14 protein-coding genes are annotated in these 14,408 nt (G+C 71.3%); 8 read left to right on the forward strand and 6 right to left on the reverse strand.

Annotated elements, in window-relative coordinates:
- Positions 1-106: 106 nt before the first annotated feature.
- A complete protein-coding gene (locus tag ABZW60_RS00700; protein WP_355472579.1) occupies positions 107-322 on the forward strand; it encodes an antitoxin in 216 nt (71 codons plus the stop codon).
- A gap of 278 nt (positions 323-600) precedes the next feature.
- A complete protein-coding gene (locus tag ABZW60_RS00705; RefSeq protein WP_355472581.1) occupies positions 601-1,368 on the forward strand; it encodes an SDR family NAD(P)-dependent oxidoreductase in 768 nt (255 codons plus the stop codon).
- Here the strand turns inward: ABZW60_RS00705 and ABZW60_RS00710 are convergent.
- The 3 genes from ABZW60_RS00710 to ABZW60_RS00720 all read right to left on the reverse strand — a co-directional run bounded on the left by ABZW60_RS00710 (position 1,365) and on the right by ABZW60_RS00720 (position 7,120).
- The gene (locus ABZW60_RS00710) at positions 1,365-2,819 is read right to left on the reverse strand and encodes an FGGY-family carbohydrate kinase (RefSeq protein ID WP_355472583.1); all 1,455 of its coding nucleotides are present in this window, start codon (positions 2,817-2,819) and stop codon (positions 1,365-1,367) included. The two genes, ABZW60_RS00705 and ABZW60_RS00710, sit on opposite strands and share 4 nt — an antisense overlap.
- The gene (locus tag ABZW60_RS00715; RefSeq protein WP_355472585.1) at positions 2,816-5,149 is read right to left on the reverse strand and encodes a glycoside hydrolase family 95 protein; all 2,334 of its coding nucleotides are present in this window, start codon (positions 5,147-5,149) and stop codon (positions 2,816-2,818) included. Before ABZW60_RS00715 ends, ABZW60_RS00710 begins: the two co-directional genes overlap by 4 nt.
- A 78-nt stretch (positions 5,150-5,227) precedes the next feature.
- Entirely contained in the window at positions 5,228-7,120 is a 1,893-nt protein-coding gene (locus ABZW60_RS00720) for an ABC transporter ATP-binding protein (protein ID WP_355472587.1), read from the reverse strand.
- A 114-nt stretch (positions 7,121-7,234) separates the two neighbouring features.
- Between ABZW60_RS00720 and ABZW60_RS00725 the strand changes: the two genes are divergently transcribed.
- Positions 7,235-7,660: a MarR family transcriptional regulator gene (locus ABZW60_RS00725; protein ID WP_355472589.1), complete on the forward strand. Its 426-nt coding sequence runs from the start codon at positions 7,235-7,237 to the stop codon at positions 7,658-7,660.
- Between the two features lie 30 nt (positions 7,661-7,690).
- On the opposite strand, the gene ABZW60_RS00730 is transcribed toward ABZW60_RS00725, so the two are convergent.
- Positions 7,691-8,608, reverse strand: a complete 918-nt coding sequence (locus tag ABZW60_RS00730; RefSeq protein ID WP_355472591.1) for a 2-dehydropantoate 2-reductase — start codon at positions 8,606-8,608, stop codon at positions 7,691-7,693.
- A gap of 106 nt (positions 8,609-8,714) precedes the next feature.
- On the opposite strand from ABZW60_RS00730, the gene ABZW60_RS00735 reads away from it, so the two are divergent.
- Entirely contained in the window at positions 8,715-9,242 is a 528-nt protein-coding gene (locus ABZW60_RS00735; RefSeq protein WP_355472593.1) for a hypothetical protein, read from the forward strand.
- Complete coding sequence (locus tag ABZW60_RS00740) at positions 9,239-10,120, forward strand: alpha/beta hydrolase fold domain-containing protein (protein ID WP_355472595.1); 882 nt, start codon at positions 9,239-9,241, stop codon at positions 10,118-10,120. Before ABZW60_RS00735 ends, ABZW60_RS00740 begins: the two co-directional genes overlap by 4 nt.
- A gap of 7 nt (positions 10,121-10,127) precedes the next feature.
- Here the strand turns inward: ABZW60_RS00740 and ABZW60_RS00745 are convergent, their stop codons facing one another.
- Both ABZW60_RS00745 and ABZW60_RS00750 read right to left on the reverse strand, forming a co-directional pair.
- A complete protein-coding gene (locus ABZW60_RS00745; RefSeq protein ID WP_355472597.1) occupies positions 10,128-10,853 on the reverse strand; it encodes a hypothetical protein in 726 nt (241 codons plus the stop codon).
- A gap of 36 nt (positions 10,854-10,889) precedes the next feature.
- The gene (locus ABZW60_RS00750; RefSeq protein WP_355472599.1) at positions 10,890-11,750 is read right to left on the reverse strand and encodes a LysR family transcriptional regulator; all 861 of its coding nucleotides are present in this window, start codon (positions 11,748-11,750) and stop codon (positions 10,890-10,892) included.
- 46 nt (positions 11,751-11,796) lie between these two features.
- On the opposite strand from ABZW60_RS00750, the gene ABZW60_RS00755 reads away from it, so the two are divergent.
- Genes ABZW60_RS00755 through ABZW60_RS00765 form a run of 3 tightly spaced genes read left to right on the forward strand, consistent with a single transcriptional unit; the run spans position 11,797 to position 14,404 of the window.
- The gene (locus ABZW60_RS00755) at positions 11,797-12,348 is read left to right on the forward strand and encodes a dihydrofolate reductase family protein (protein WP_355472600.1); all 552 of its coding nucleotides are present in this window, start codon (positions 11,797-11,799) and stop codon (positions 12,346-12,348) included.
- A 27-nt stretch (positions 12,349-12,375) separates the two neighbouring features.
- Entirely contained in the window at positions 12,376-13,401 is a 1,026-nt protein-coding gene (locus ABZW60_RS00760) for a LacI family DNA-binding transcriptional regulator (RefSeq protein WP_355472602.1), read from the forward strand.
- A 40-nt stretch (positions 13,402-13,441) separates the two neighbouring features.
- A complete protein-coding gene (locus tag ABZW60_RS00765) occupies positions 13,442-14,404 on the forward strand; it encodes a Gfo/Idh/MocA family oxidoreductase (RefSeq protein WP_355472604.1) in 963 nt (320 codons plus the stop codon).
- Positions 14,405-14,408 lie beyond the last annotated feature (4 nt).

The following is a 14,408-nucleotide window of genomic DNA, read 5'->3' on the forward strand; positions in this document are numbered from 1 at the left end:
GCCGCGATGACCACGGTGTTGCGGCCCCCGGCGTGTGGGATCCGGGCGATCGGGTAATGGCGGCTGGGTAGTGGAAGGCAACCATCGAGAGAACGGGGAAACCACGATGGGTATGTTCGACAACATGAAGGACAAGGCCGGCGACCTGGTCGACGAGCACGGCGACAAGGTCGACGAGGGCCTGGACAAGGCCGGTGACTTCGCCGACGAGAAGACCGGCGGCAAGTACGGCGACAAGATCGACCAGGGCACCGACATGGCCCGGGACCAGCTGGACAACCTCGACGGCCAGAACGACGACCTTCGGGACAACGAGTCCTGAGCTGGTTCTGAGCCCTTTCCGGCGCAGTGGTACGCCCGCGCGGCCGCGGATCCCACCGCGGCCGCCCGGCGTGCCGCGAACGTCACCCTGGTCGATGCTCTTGGCAACAATTCCCTGAGAGCCCGCTGAGCGTTCGCCGGCAGGCGCTGCGGGCGACCGGCCGGTCGCAAGCGGTGAGAAACGCCGACGGGGGTTCGGATTCCGGGGAGCAGGACGTACGCTGCCTCTAGCAAGGGGTGGATGGGGCTGCAGGGGGGGAACTGCATGATGCTGGATTTTTGCCTGCGCTCGGGGACGAGAAGCCGATGACGCCGCTACGGCGGATTCTGGTGTGGATCTCTGGCGCCTCGGCGGGGCTCGGCGCCGCCCTGGCCGCGACGATCCCGTTCGAGAGCGCGGAGCTGATCGACATCTCCCGCCGCGGCGGTACGCCGGGGGCGGCGCACCACGTCGCGGTGGATCTCGCCGATCCGGACTCCTGGCCGGTCGTCGACAAGGACTTCCGGCAGCGGGTCGAGGCCAGTCAGCCGGAACTGGTGGTCTTCATCCACAACGCCGGGACGCTGACGCCGCTCGGCTCGGCGGATCATGTCGACACCGAGCAATACACCCGTAACGTGCTGCTGAACTCGGCGGCCGCGCAGGTGCTCGGCCACTCGTTCCTGAGCGCGGTGTCCGGCCGGGACTGTGAACAGCACCTGATCATGGTGTCGTCGGGTGCCGCGAGCCGGCCGCACGAGGGCGAGTCCAGCTACTGCGCGGGCAAGGCGGCGATCGACCAATGGGTCCGCACGGTCGGACTCGAGCAACAGCACCGCACTCCCGGCTGCCGGGTCGTCTCGGTGTCACCCGGCTCGGTCGACACCGCCATGCAGGCCGAACTGCGCGCGGCCAGTCCGCTCGAGGTCCCGGTGTCGAGCCGCTTCCGCGAGATGCAGGCGCTCGGGCAACTCTCCAAACCCGAGACGGTGGCGCGGTCCATCTGGTCCTTGCTCGACCGCGACCTCGACAGCGGCGCCGTCCTGCACGTCCGCGACCTGACCTAGAGCGCGCTCCGCGCCAGCCGATGGACCTGCTCCCGCGTCGCCGGGTACAGCTCGGTGAAGGTCTGCAACAGACTCGCGTACGTCGATGCCGTCGCCGGATCGGGCGCCACCACGTGATCCGGTCTGGTCCAGTCGGTGTCCGGTGGGACCGCGCCGATCCCGATCGCGGCCAGCAGCGCATCGCCGTACGACGCCCCGATCGTCTGCCGGGGAACGACCTGCTCGATCCCGGCGACATCGCTGACGATCTGCGCCCACAGGCCGCCCTGCGTTCCGCCGCCGACGGCGACGATCCGGTCGGCCGGCCCGAAGATGTCCAGGATCTGCCGCACCCCGCAGGCGATGCCTTCGTACGCCGCGCGCAGCAGATGACCGCGGCCGTGCCGGAGCGTGAGGCCGGCGATCACGCCGCGGGCCAGTGGGTCGTAGATCGGGGTCCGCTCGCCGCTGAAGTACGGCAGCAGGACGAGTCCCTCGCTGCCCGCGGGGACGGCGGCCGCTTCCTCGAGCAATGTCTCGAACGGCGCACCGCCGGTCAGGTCCTGCAGCCAGGTCGTCACCGTCCCGGAGGTGGCCATCCCGGCGGCCAGCGTGTGTGACCCGCGTTCGACCCCGGACGTCGTCCACAGACCGCGCACGCTCGTCGGGCCGGGCAGCACTTGGACGAAGAACATCGTCGAGCCGTACATCAGCATCAGGTCGCCCGGCCGTCGTACACCGACACTGAACGCCTCGGCCCACGCATCGACGGTCCCTGCGACGACCGGGGTGCCCTCGGGCAGGCCGGTCCGCTCCGCGGCGTCCCACCGTACGACGCCCACCTGGTCGGACGGCCACACCAGACGCGGCAGCGCGAGACCTGGCAGCACGGCTTCCACCCAGTCGGTCGCCCAGTCCTGCCGGCGGACGTCGTAGAACGGGTCGCACTGGCTGGCCGTGTGGTGGTCGAGCACCCATTCACCGGTCAGCCGCGCGACGACGTACGTGTGTGCGCTGAACCAGCGGTCCTGCGGCCGCCACGCGTCACCGGCGTGCCGCCGCAACCAGGCCAGCTTGGGCCCGATCGCCTGGCTGGACAGGTCTTTCCCGCATCGTTCGAGGATCGCGTCCGCGCCGAGCCGGTCGGTGATCTCGGCGATCTCGCGGGTCGAGCGGGTGTCGACGCCGTACAGGATCGCCGGGCGGCGCGGCCGCAGGTCGTCGTCGGTCTGGACGACGCACGGCCCGAGACCGGAGACGCAGACGGCCGCGACATCCGTCGTGTCCAGCTCGGCGAGCACCTCGACGACGTCGCCCCACCAGTCGCGTTCGGCGTCCATCTCGGCCCAGCCCGGCTGCGGCAGGCTCGGGGCGTGGTCGCGGCGGGCGACCGCCACGACCTCCCCGTCGAGCGTGCTCAGGACAGCCTTCGTGCTGCCGGTACCGATGTCGACGCCGATGACGAAGCTCATCCGGCAATTGTCCAGGTGTACGGGACCCCCGCGGTGAGAGACACCTCCTCGCGGCGCTCGCCGTGGCGAAGGGTGACGGTGGTGCCCCGATCGGCGGTCAGTACGGCGTGGGCCGCGTCCGGGGACCAGGTGAGGTCGACGCGCACGCCGCCGCGGGCGCGCAGGCCGGTGATCGCGCCCTCCGGCCAGGCGTCCGGCAGCGCGGGGAAGATCTCCAGCTCACCGGTGTGGCTCTGCAGCAGCATCTCCGCGATCCCGGCGGTCGCGCCGAAGTTCCCGTCGATCTGGAACGGCGGATGCGCGCAGAACAGGTTCGCATACAGGCCGGAGCCGTCACCCACGTAGTCGGTGACCGAATCGGATGCCGGAGTCAGCAGCTCACGGACCAGGCGGTGTGCGGCCGCGCCGTCGCGAAGCCTTGCCCACAACGAGATCCGCCAGGCCAGCGACCAGCCGGTGCTCTTGTCGCCCCGCAGCTCCAGCGTGCGGGCGGCGGCCGCGGCGAGCTCCGGCGTACCGTCCGGAGTGATCTGGTCACCGGGGTGCAGGCCGATCAGGTGGGACGTGTGGCGGTGCTGCGGCTCGGCCTCGGCGAAGTCCGTCAGCCACTCCTGCAGCTGTCCGCGGCTGCCGATCCGCGGGTCGGGGATGCGCTTGCGGGCGGCCATCAGGTCCTCGACGAGCGGGTCGGTCAGATCGAGCGCGGTCGCGGTCTGCGCGCAGCGGTCGAACAGGTCCGCGATCAGCGACAGGTCCATCGTCGACGAGGTCGTGACCGACGCGGACTCGCCGTCGGCGCCGACGTACTCGTTCTCCGGCGACGTCGACGGCGCGGTCCCCAGCGTGCCGTCCGGGAGTTCGAACAGCCAGTCGAGGCAGAACTCGGCGGCCCCGCGCAGCACCGGCCAGGCGTCGCGGAGGTACTCGCGATCGCCGGTGAACGCGTAGTGGTCCCACAGGTGACGGCACAGCCAGACGCCGGCCATCGGCCAGTTCGACCACTTCGGGTTGCCGTCGACGGGCGCGGTCCAGCACCAGGCGTCGGCGTTGTGGTGCGCTGTCCAGCCCTTGGCACCGTAGAGGTTCTCGGCCGTACGACGTCCCGCTTCGGCCAGGTTCGCGACGTACGTGAGGAGGGGCTCGTGGCACTCGGACAGCGACGTGGTCTCGGCCGGCCAGTAGTTCATCTCGGTGTTGATGTTGACCGTGTAGTTGCTGCTCCACGGCGGTTGCAGGTACTCGTTCCAGATCCCCTGCAGGTTGGTCGGCAGGCCGCCGGGGCGGGAGCTGGAGATCATCAGGTAGCGCCCGAAGTTGTAGATCAGCGCGGCCAGGCCGGGATCGTCGCCCGCGGTCATCAGCCGCTGGTCCGTGGTCAGGTCGACGGCCGAGGGCAGCGTGAGGACCGAACGCCGGAACAGGCCCTGGTAGTCGGCGACGTGCTCTTCGCTCGCTTCGGTGCCGCGGGCGAGAGCGGCGCGGACGGCGGAGTCGGCGGCCTCGCGACACTCCTCGCGGGTGTGGGTCGGCGCGACGAGCGGTCCTTCGTAGCCCGTGGCTGTGGAGAGCACGACGTACAGCTCGGTCGCGTCGCTGACGGTCAGCGCGTCATCGGTCGCCGTGATGGTTCCGTCGGTGTGCGCCCGCAGTACGACGGCCGCGTTCATTCCCCGGTCGTCGCCGTCGGAGTACTGGATCGGGTCGGCGGCGTCGCCGTGCGGCGGGGCCACCGACGACGGGCAGGTGGCGAGCAGTGCCAGCCCGTTGTCGCCGACGGCTTCGGTGGTCGAGCGGAGCTGCGAGGTGAGGCTGAGCGTCACCGTGAGCGGTCGCGCGGCGCCCAGACGTAGGATCAATGCCTGGGCCGGCGCGCTGACGAAGACCTCCTGCCAGACCTCCGCGCCGTCCACTTCGTACTCGGCCCGCGCGACCGCGGTGTCCAGGTCGAGCCGCCGCCGGTAGTTCGTGACGGCACCGGCCGGCCGGTGGTCCAGCAGCAGGTCGCCGAGCGGCAGGTACGCCTGCGAGTGACCGCTGTGGAACACGTGCGCGAGCTCCTCGGCCGCGCGGACGTCGCCCCTGGCCAGCGCGGCTCGGAGTCGCTCGACCGCGGCCGCGCCGACCTCGCCGGCCGGTGTCGCGAGCCGGCGGGTCGTCTCGGGACTGCCCGACCACAGCGTCTCGTCGTTCAGCGCGATCCGGTCGTGCTCGGTGCCGCCGAACCACATCGCGCCGATCCGGCCGTTCCCCAGCGGCAGCGCCGCCAGCCAGTCCGCCGCGGGAGCGTCGTAGGTGAGCTCCGTGGCGGCCGCAGTCATCCGATCTCTCATACGGGAGATCCTCCCCCGCCCGCGGATCGCTACGCGACCTGGGGTCCGGCTGGTGGTCAAGCCACAGTCAGGTCACCGTCAGGCCGCCTCGGCGAACTGGGTCGCGTAGAGATCGGCGTACAGCCCGCCCCGGGCGAGCAGTTCGTCGTGCGTGCCGCGCTCCTGGATGCGGCCGTCGTCGAGGACGAGGATGACGTCGGCGTTGCGGATCGTCGACAGGCGGTGCGCGATGACGAGTGACGTCCGGCCGACCAGCGCGTTCGCGAGCGCGGTCTGGACGGCGGCCTCGGACTCGGAGTCAAGGTGCGCGGTTGCCTCGTCGAGGATCACGATCGACGGCGACTTCAGCAGCAGCCGGGCGATCGCCAGGCGCTGCCGTTCGCCGCCGGACAACCGGTAGCCGCGGTCGCCGACCACGGTGTCCAGACCGTCCGGGAGGCTGTCGACGAGGGCCGCGATCTGCGCCGCCCCGAGCGCCGCGTGCAGCTCGTCGTCGCTGGCGTCCGGGCGGGCCAGCTGCAGGTTGGCGCGGATCGTGTCGTGATACATGTGCGAGTCCTGCGTGACCACTCCGATCGCCGCGCGCAGCGAGGTCTGCGTGACCTCCCGTACGTCGTGACCGCCGACCAGGACCGCGCCGCCGGTGGCGTCGTACATCCGGGAGACGAGCGACGACAGCGTGGACTTGCCGGCGCCGGACGGGCCGACCACGGCGACCAGTTGCCCCGGCTCGACGGTGAACGTGACGTCCTTCAGCACCTCTTCACCGGTCTCGGCCGAGAGTGTTGCGACCGACTCGAGCGAGGCGAGCGACACCTCCTCGGCGGACGGGTAGTGGAAGGACACGTGGTCGAACTCGATCGACGGCTCCGCGGTCGGCGGCAGCGTCCTGGCATCCTTGCGGTCGGCCACCATCGGCGGCAGGTCGAGCACCTCGAGCACGCGCTCGAAGCTGACCAGCGTGGTCATCACGTCGACCTGGATGTTGGACAGCGCGGTCAGCGGGCCGTACAGCCGGTTCAGGTACGCCGTCAGCGCGACGACCGTGCCGATCCCGAGCATCCCCTCGACGGCGAAGACCCCGCCGACGCCGTACACGAGCGCGACCGCAAGGGCGGCGACGAGTGTCAGCGAGACGCGGAAGACCCCGGCGTACATCGACGTGGTGACGCCGATGTCGCGGACCCGGGCGGCCTTGCCGGCGAAGTCGCGGGAGGCGTCCTCGGTCCGGCCGAACACCTTGGCGAGCACCGCACCGGCGACGTTGAAGCGCTCGGTCATGGTCTGCGCCATGGTGGCGTTCAGCTTGTAGGTCTCCGCTGTTGCCTCGCGCAACTTCCCGGCGAGCAGCCGGGCGGGGACGACGAACAGCGGCAGCACGACGAGCGCGAGCAGTGTGATCTGCCACGACATCACGAACATCGCGCCGAGCACGAGCGCGACGCTGAGCAGGTTGCTGACGACATTGGAGAGCGTGGAGGTGAACGCCTGCTGGGCGCCGAGGACGTCGCCGTTCAGGCGCTGGATGAGCGCGCCGGTCTGCGTCCGGCTGAAGAACGCGACGGGCAGTTGCTGGACGTGGTCGAACACGGCGGTGCGGAGGTCGTAGACGAGCCCTTCGCCGATCCGCGCGGAGAACCAGCGCTCGGCGAGGGTGATCGCACTGTTCGCGACCGCGAGCAGCGCGACGACGAGAGCGAGCCAGACGACGACCTGGGCGTGGCCCGGCACGATGCCGCGGTCGATGATCGCGCGGAACAGCAGCGGGGTGACCGCGCCGGTGCCGGCGTCGAACGCGACCAGGACCAGGAAGACGGCCAGATAGCCGCGGTAGGGACGGGCGAACCCGAGGATCCGGCGGAGTGTTCCCGCCGACAGTTTGTGATGCCGGACGGAGGAGTCCTTCAACAGCGACCGCATCGCACGCCCGCCGCCGCCTCCCCCGCCCGGAAAGCCGGAGATCTGCGACATGCGATTCCTTCCAGTCAGGGACCAAGATATACTGAGGTTAACTCACTATGAGTCAAACTCACAACTATCCCGGTTTGTTCCCCTCCGGGGAAGAAGGACCACTAGGCTCTGTTCATGCATGCGCCTGAGGACGCGGCCGAGCAGATTGCCGGACTGCTGGACGGGATCGTTCGCCGACAGCGGCGGGCGTCCCGGGAGGGGTTCGGCGAGAGCGTCACGCACGGGCAGTTCCGGGTGCTGCGGACGCTCGATCACGCGGGCGAGGCGCTGCGGCTGAGCGAGCTCGCGGCGCGGCTGGGGATCGTGCCGCGGTCCGCGACCTCGGTCGTGGACGACCTGGAGGCGGCGGGCCTGGTGGCGCGGCAGCCGGATCCACACGACCGGCGCGCCACCCTGGTGGACCTCACACCCGACGGCCGCAAGATCCTGACCACCCTGCGCGAGAAACGCCGCGACGTCATGGTCACCCAACTCGCCCGCCTGACCCCCGCCGAACAACAAACCCTGGCAGGACTCCTCCAGCGCCTCGCCGAGGACTGACCGCCCGGCGCGGGCCGGGATCGCCTACTTTCAGTGGCCGGCGGCAAGTGCTCGCGCGCCGGCGAGCTCGAACAGGAAGGTGTTGACCGGGGTCGGGACGCCCGCTTCGCCGCCGAGGCGGACGACGGCGCCGGTCCAGGCGTCGAGTTCGGAAGGCCGGCCGGCGATCAGGTCGCGCTGGAGCGACGTGGTGCCGTCGGCGGGGAGCTGGTCGATCCAGGCCAGCGTCCGGGGTACGACGTCCGCGGCGAGCCGGATGCCGCGGGCGCGTGCGACGTCGCGGATCTCGGTGATCGCTTCGGTGAGCAGCCGGCGGGTGGCGGGGTGGGTGCGGAGCACGCCGTACCCGGCGCCGGTCGCCGTCCCGAGGCCGCCGCCCGGGACCACGGACAGGAACTTGGTCCACAGCGCCGCCCAGATGTCGTCCGGGACGTTTGCCTGCAGTCCCGCGGCGACGACCGCGTCCCGCAGCCGATCGGTCCGCGGCGTGACCTGGTTGTCCCATTCGCCGAAGTTCAGCTTCCCGTTGCCGAGATGCCGGATGACGCCCGGGCTCTCGACGTACGCGATCACTTCGGCGGCACCGGGGAGCACGGCGTCCTGGCCGTAGACCTCCGCGACCTGGTCGGGCGCCTCGACGCCGTTCTGCACCGTGACGATCGCCGTGTCCGCACCGACCAGCGGCCGGATCGCGGCGATCGCGTCGGGCAGCTGCCACGTCTTCACGCAGACCAGCACGTAGTCCACCGGACCGATCTCCGCCGGATCGCTCGTCGCCCGCACCGGCAGCCGCAGGTCACCGGCCGGGCTCAGCACCGCGAGCCCGTCGGCGTTGACGGCTTCCAGGTGCTTGCCGCGCGCGACGAACGCCACGTCCTGCCCGGCCGCTGCCAGTCGCGCGCCGAAATAGCCGCCCACCCCGCCCGCGCCGACGATCCCGATCCTCACAACCCACTCCCTCTGTCCGATTCAACTGGTAACCGTAGCGCGCGGTGGATTGAGAGGTTCGCGCAATCGACCGCGCCCGGCCCGTCCGGGCTGGTTGATTGTCCGCATGCGTACACCGACGACCACCCCCGCCCAGGCGGCCGAGCTGATCCGGCGCGACCAGGACCTGTTGCTGAGCCGGACCGAAGGATTGAGCGAGTCCGAGCTGCGCGCGCCGTACGACGTGACCGCCGGGCCGCTCGGGGACTTCTGCGACTCGCTGCACGACCTGGTCGCGCACGTGCTGATGTGGGACGAGATCACACTCGCCGTCCTGCGCGACGCCCGGGCGGGCCGGCTGCACTGGAGCCTCGATCCGCGCTGGGAGACCGCCGAGATCGGGCGCGCGCTGAACCTCGGCGGCGTCGAGGCGGGCCGGCGGATCTCCTCCGAACTGGTCCTGCACCGGTTCCGCGGCGTCGGCGCCGCGCTCGTCGACGAGATCTCGCAGTACGACGACGGCACCTGGCTCGATCCGTCGACGGGTGCAGGTTTCGACGGCGGGATCGGGGCGCTGGCGGAGTACGTGTCGACGACACCGGACGGCATCCTGTTCGCGCACGCGGCCCGCCACCTGGCGCTGGTGAGCGCATGACCCACGAACTCGTCGACAGCCCGCTGTACGGGCCCGAGACCGACGCGCTGCGGAAGCTGCTCGCCGACCAGCCGGATCATCCGGATCTCGATCCGTACGAGGCGCTGCTGCTCGATCGGGAGGAGCTGCCCGACGCGGCCGTGGCCGGCGACCCTGACCCCCGGGCCGCCGTCGAGGACATCACGATCGCGCTGCCCGGCCGGACGCTGCAGGCCCGGATCTACCGGCCGTCGCCCCGGCCCCGCCCGGTCCTGCTCTGGTTGCACGGCGGTGGATTCGTCGGCGGGGACCTGCGGGACATCGAGTTCGCGACCTCCGGGATCGCCGTCGGCGGCAACGTCACGGTGGTCTCGCTCAACTACCGCCTCGCACCCGAGAACCCCTGTCCCGCGGGACTCCAGGACGTCAGCGACACGCTCACCTGGATCCGCGAGAACGTCGCCGGCGACGGGCGGATCGCCGTCGGTGGCCAGAGTGCGGGCGGCGCACTGGCCGCCGGTGCGTGCCAGCTCGCACGCGACGCGGGTGCGCCACTCCCCGACCGGCAGATCCTGTGCTACCCGGTCCTGGACCTACATCCGCACTCCGACTGGCACGAGTGGTACTTCGGAGAGCGCGACATCCCGCCGGGCGCCGTACCGTTGCGGGCCGCGACACTTGCGGGACTCCCGCCGGCGCTCGTCCTCGCGGCCGGGCGGGACTGGCTGCGCGACGACGCGCTCACGTACGCCGCTCGCCTGGAGCAGGACGGCGTACCGACGCGGCTGGTCGAGTACGCGGACACGATGCACGCGTTCCTGAACTTTCCGGCGGCGCTGTCCGCCGGGAGACACGCGGTCGAGCTGATCGCGGCGGACCTGCGGGCGACCTTCGCCTAGCGTTCGGCTAATGGTCGGCGCGGTGGGTGAAGAACCGGGCCGGGTTGCCGGCGGCGCGCGGGTTCGACGCCAGCCAGGTGGCGAACGAGTCGGGGTGGCGGCGCTCGAGTTCGTCCAGATAGGCACGCCGTACGTCGACCATGGCCTGGCGCCGGTCCGCGCTCATCGCGCGCTGCAGCTGGTTGAAGCTGCGCCGCCAGGCCAGGCACAGCTCCTCGTCGCTCAGCTCGCCGACACTGCGGACGACGGCGGTCAGGTACTTCGGCATCGGCCACTGCGCGGCCGGATCGGCGTCGGCGCGGACCGCCTTCAGCTGCCGGTTCGATGCCTTGGGCAACCGGATCGGCCGCCGCGGCAGCACCCGGGCCGGCCGCTCCACCCGGCCGGATCGCAACCAGCCGACGACCGGCGGAGAGACCCCGACGATCAGCAGGAGCAGGAGCGCGGCGCGCGCACCGGTCGCCGCGGCGTACCCGCAGATCGCGAGCAGGCACAGCCCACCGAGCACCGCTCCCCGGGGCACCACGTGGAGCAGGTCCGAGGACGGCAGGTCGCGGCCCAGACCGATACTGAGGAAGACCGCCCCGGTGGTGAACGCGGCGACCACGAACGCCGCCAGGTTGGTCGCCGGTGAGACGAACACCAGCGAGGTCAGCACTCCGATCGCGGCCAGCACCACCACGGCTGCCCGCCAGATCCGCAGATATCGCAGCTCGGCATCCACCATGCTCACCCAGTGCCCTATCGCCCGGCCCTGCAACCGGAGTCCTCAGGCCAGTGTGACTCGTTTCAGGGCTGCAATGAAGGCTGTTGTGGCCGGCGGATCGGGCGGTTCGCCGTACGTCGCGAGCAGGATCCGCCGGACGACCGGCAGCTCGGTGGACTGCACCCCGTCGGCGAGGTGCGAGCGCAGCGCCAGGGCGGGCGAGGTGGTGACGCCGAGGCCGGCACGGACGAGCGCCTGCTTGACGATCACGTCGTCGCTGGTGAACGCGATCCGCGGCGTGAACCCGGCGTCGGCGCAGTGCCGCAGCAGCTCGCGACGGCAGTTCACGCAGCCGGCGATCCAGTCCGAGTCACGGTGGTCGGTCAGGGTTTCGCCGGTCCGGCGGCTCAGCAGGTGGATCGGGTCGTCGCGCAGGTACGTGTAGCGGATGCCGTCGTCCGGCTGCTCGTCGTCGTACCGGAACACGATCGCCAGATCGATCTCCCCCGCCCGCAACTGCCGGACGGCGACCCGCGGGTGGGCATCGGTGAGTTCGAGCCGCAGGTCGGGGAACTCACGGCGGAGCTCGGCCGCGGCCGGCGGCACGAGTTCGCTGAGCGCCGAGGTGAACGCGCCGACCCGCACCCGGCCGGAGCGCAGGCCGACGAGGGCGGCGAGCTCCGCGTCGGCGGCGTCGACGCGACCGACGATCTCGGCGGCCCGGCGGGCGAGCACCTCGCCTTCCGGGGTGAGCCGGATGCCACGGCCGGCCTTCTGGACCAGCTTCGCCCCGGTCGCGGCCTCCAGCCGGGCGAGGTGATGGCTGACGGTGGGCTGCGTGTAGTGCAGCGCCGCGGCAGCCGCGGTCACCGAACCGTGCGCGGCCACCGCGGCCAGCACCCGCAGCCGGACGAGATCGAGCATGTATCGATGCTATCTATCCATCCGCCGCCGAATTGGCATTGGACGCATGAATCGTCTCGGGGCCACGCTGGTGACCATGACCGGCACAGTGATCTGGCACATGACGATGTCTCTCGACGGCTTCATCGGCGACCGCGACGACAACCTCGACTGGGCGTCGCACGCGGACGGCGGGCCGTCCGCTCTCGGCGCGGAAGTGATCGCGAGCTGCGGCGCGTTCCTGTGCGGCGGCAAGCGGGTCGACGTGGTCGGCGAGAACCGGCCGTACGGCGGGGCGTGGCACGGCCCGATCCTCATCTACACCCACAAGGACCCGGCGACGAACCCGATCCCGGAGTTCACCTACGTCTCGGGTGACATCCGCGACGTGGTGGCGGACGGGCTGCGGGCGGCGGCCGGCCGCGACCTCGTGGTCACCGGCGGCACGGTGCCCCGGCTGGCGCTCGACGCCGGCCTGGTCGACGAGATCGTCCTGCACGTCGTCCCCGTCCTGCTGGGCGAGGGCGTCCGCTTCTACGACAGCCCCGGTGTCGAGCCGACCCGGCTGAAGCTCCGCACGGCCGAGAACCTGAACTTCCGGTTCGAGATCGTGAAGTGATGCAACCGGTTGCATTATCGTGGCCGCATGGCAACACGTACCGGGGTCACCATCCGCGACGTCGCGACCGCCGCCGAGGTGTCGCGGTCGACGGTCTCGCGGGCCTTCACCAGGCCGCAGCTGCTCAGCCCGGAGACCGTCGAGCACGTCCGCGCGGTCGCGGCCCGGCTCGGGTACGTCGGGAACCAGGCCGCGCGGGCGCTGTCGACCGGGCGGTTCGGGAACATCGCGGTCGTCGTCCCGGACATCGCGAACCCGTTCTTCCCGCCGCTGGTGCGGAGCCTGCAGCTCGCCGCCGAGACGGCCGATCTCGCGGTGTTCCTCGGCGACTCCGACGAGTCGGCGGAGCGGGAGGCCAAGCTGATCGCCCGGCTCGCGCCGCAGGTCGAGGGGTTCGTGCTCGCGTCACCGCGCCTGTCCGAGGAGCTGATCCGCGGTCTGGCCGCGACCCGTCCCGTCGTCCTGGTGAACCGTGACCTGGACGGCATCCCACGGGTGCTGATCGACTCGTCGGGCGGGATGACCGAGGCCGTGCTGCTGCTGAAGAAGCTCGGCCACGAGCGACTCGCGTACCTGGCCGGTCCGCGCGACTCATGGTCGGACCAGCAGCGCCGGGAGACGCTGCTCCAGACGTCCGCGAAGGCAGGGCTGACGGTCGAGATCATCGAGGTCGGGCGGCCGACGTACACGGCCGGGCGGGACTCGGTCTCGGCGCTCGTCCGGTCCGGGGCGACGGCGGCCATCGCGTTCGACGACGTGGTCTCGCAGGGCGTGCTGGCCGGTCTCGAGGTGCGCGGCATCTCGGTGCCGGCGGACTTCAGCCTGGTCGGCTGCGACGACACCCTCGCGCCGCTCACCACCCCCGCACTGACCAGCGTCTCGGCCGGCGCGGCCACCGCCGGTACGGCGGCCGCGAAGCTGCTCGTCGACCTGCTGGAGGCCACCGAGCCGGGCGCCGGGTGCGTGACGATCGCGACCCACCTGGTCACCCGCGCGACGACCGCGCCGGCTCCGCAACCCACACCGCAACCCACGCCGAAACCCACGCCGTGACGCGTTGACGTGCAACCGGTTGCATGCTGGAATCACGGCTATGACGCGAATCGCGATCGCCGGCGCCGCCCATCCGCACGTGGCCTATGCGACCGCCGAGGTCGACCAGGTCGCCGGGTTCGAGCTGGTCGCGGTGGCGGACCCGTCGCCCGGGACCGCCGAGCGCTGGGCCACGCCGTACGACGCCAAGGTCTTCACCGATCACCGGCAGATGCTGCGCGACACCGAGCCCGACGTCGTGATGGTCGCCGGGATCTACGGCGACCGCGGTCAGGTGGTGGTCGATGCTCTCGAGGCCGGCTGCCAGGTGATCGCGGACAAGCCGCTGTGTACGACGCTCGAGGACCTCGACGCGATCGCCGCGGCCGCGCGCCGCACCGGCCGTCACGTGACCCTGCTGCTCGAGAAGCGGTACTACCCCGTCACCCTCGCCGCGCTCGGGATCGCGGGCCGGCTCGGCACGATCCACGGCGTCACGTCGTCCGGACCGCACAAGCTGAACCGCCCGACCCGTCCGGCCTGGTTCTTCGAGCGCGAGCGGTACGGCGGGCTCCTGAACGATCTCGCGGTCCACGACATCGACGCCGCCCTGCTCTTCACCGGCCTGACCGGCGGGACCGTCAGCGGCGCCGTCGTGGACAGCTCGTACGGCGTGGCGACGCTGAGCGGGCCGGGTGCGGTCATCACCGCCGGGGTGGACTGGATGAATCCGGCCGGCTCGCCGGTGCACGGTGACTACCGGATGAAGCTCGTCGGCACCGAAGGCACCGCGGAGCTGCTCTGGGCGCGCAACCGCCTCGTGCTCACGACGACCGAGCTGGAGCCGCACGACGTACCGCTGCCGGCCGGCTTCCGGCCCGCCGAGCTGCCCCTGCAGGCGCTTGCTGCGGGCAACGAACCGGACATCACGACGGAGCGGAGCCTGCTCGTCACCCGGATCGCACTGCTTGCCCAGCAGTCAGCAGAAACCGATGGAACCCCTCTGTCCTGGACGACCGACTGAAAGA

Source organism: Kribbella sp. NPDC003557, from assembly GCF_040610805.1.
GTDB lineage: Bacteria > Actinomycetota > Actinomycetes > Propionibacteriales > Kribbellaceae > Kribbella.